The following is a 1,530-nucleotide window of genomic DNA, read 5'->3' as shown; positions in this document are numbered from 1 at the left end:
ACAAAACGAAGCCGCTCATCCATGATGCCAGTCTCTCGCCAAACCATCGCCGGTCCTCCCGGCTGGCAAGAAAACTGTCACCCATCTAATCGGTCCATTCTGTTACCTATCTATCCGGTTCGGACATGCCGGGCATTTCTCCCCGTAAAACGGGGAGAAAGTGGCTAATTCACCGTCCGCCTTGTACCTGGCATGTCGAGTGAGAAAGCCGGAATGGCGATGTCGAACGTCTCGCCGCGGCCGTTGCGCATCGTGTAGTGGCCGACCATGATGCCCGACGGTGTCGAGAGCGGGCAGCCTGACGTGTATTGATAGCTGTCGCCGGGATTGAGCTCCGGCTGGTCGCCGACGACCCCGGCGCCGCGCACCTCCTCGACACGGCCCTGGCCATCGGTTATGTGCCAGTAGCGCGACAAAAGCTGCACGAAATCGTCGGAGCGGTTGTCGATCGTCACCTGATAGCCCCAGACATAGCGGTTCTCCGACGGATCGGATCTATCCTCCAGATAGAAGGGTCTGACCAGCACTTCGATGTTGCGCGTCACTGCGCGATACATGGGCCACTCCGGTTGCCGCCGCGGAACATTTTGTCGCGCTTCGCTGTTAAACGCGCCGCGCCGACCATCCTGCCAGCCTTGTAGCGCACGTGCCGAAAAACAATGTCATTTAAGTGACACATGACAATGTTGGTGTGCACAAACCGTGCCGGGCGACTCGGGCGCTCTGTGACTGATGAAATGGTCGCATGCGGCCAAGAGCAATTCCAGGAAAAGTGTGAGCGGTTTTCCGTCCGGAATTGCGTGAAAACAAAGAGATAGAGTGACCAGATCTCGATGGAACTGACTATCGCAGCCGGCCTGGCTTCGTCAGCCCTTCTTTTCTCGAACCTCGCCAGCATCCTGCTCGCCGCGTCGCGGCTGAAACGAAGACATGTCATTGCGCCGCCCGTCGGCGCGCAGCCGGTCTCGATCATCGTTCCTTCGCGCGGCGTCGAGCCGTTCACGCAGGAGACCCTTCAGCGCGCCTTCTCGCTCGACTGGCCGCGCTATGAGCTGATCTTCTGCGTCGCGCATGCCGAGGACCCGGTGGTGAGGCTCATCGATGCGGCGATAGCGCGCCACCCGAAGGTTCCGGCGCGGTTGTTGATCGGCGACGACCATATCAGCGCCAATCCCAAGCTCAACAACTGCGTCAAGGGCTGGCAGGCGGCGCGGCACGATTGGGTCGTCCTCGCCGATTCCAACGTGCTGATGCCGAGGGACTATGTCCAGCACCTGATGGCGGCATGGCGGCCGGATACCGGCCTCGTCTGCTCGACGCCGATCGGTTCGCGGCCGGACGGCTTTTGGGCCGAAGTCGAATGCGCCTTCCTCAACACGCTGCAGGCGCGCTGGCAATATGCCGGCGAGGCGCTCGGCCTCGGCTTCGCCCAGGGCAAGAGCATGCTGTGGAACAAGCCGATGCTGGACGCCAATGGCGGCATCCAGGCCTTGGCCGCCGAGATCGCCGAGGACGCGGCCGCCACCAAGC

At 61.6% G+C, this 1,530-nt stretch carries 2 protein-coding genes; one reads left to right on the top strand and one right to left on the bottom strand.

Translation table 11 applies throughout. The features are described 5' to 3' along the window. Positions 1–164: 164 nt before the first annotated feature. The gene (apaG, locus tag EOA27_RS35980; protein ID WP_042641259.1) at positions 165–557 is read right to left on the bottom strand and encodes a Co2+/Mg2+ efflux protein ApaG; all 393 of its coding nucleotides are present in this window, start codon (positions 555–557) and stop codon (positions 165–167) included. Positions 558–833: 276 nt separating this feature from the next. Here apaG and EOA27_RS35975 point away from each other — a divergent pair. Then, the coding region (locus EOA27_RS35975) for a glycosyltransferase (protein ID WP_127258673.1) at positions 834–1,530 on the top strand (697 nt) is incomplete at its 3' end.

The organism is Mesorhizobium sp. M2A.F.Ca.ET.037.01.1.1 (assembly GCF_003998075.1).
In the GTDB taxonomy this organism is placed as follows: domain Bacteria; phylum Pseudomonadota; class Alphaproteobacteria; order Rhizobiales; family Rhizobiaceae; genus Mesorhizobium.
The sequence above is the reverse complement of the archived record's forward strand: the minus strand, read 5'-3'. Positions and strand labels throughout refer to the sequence as shown.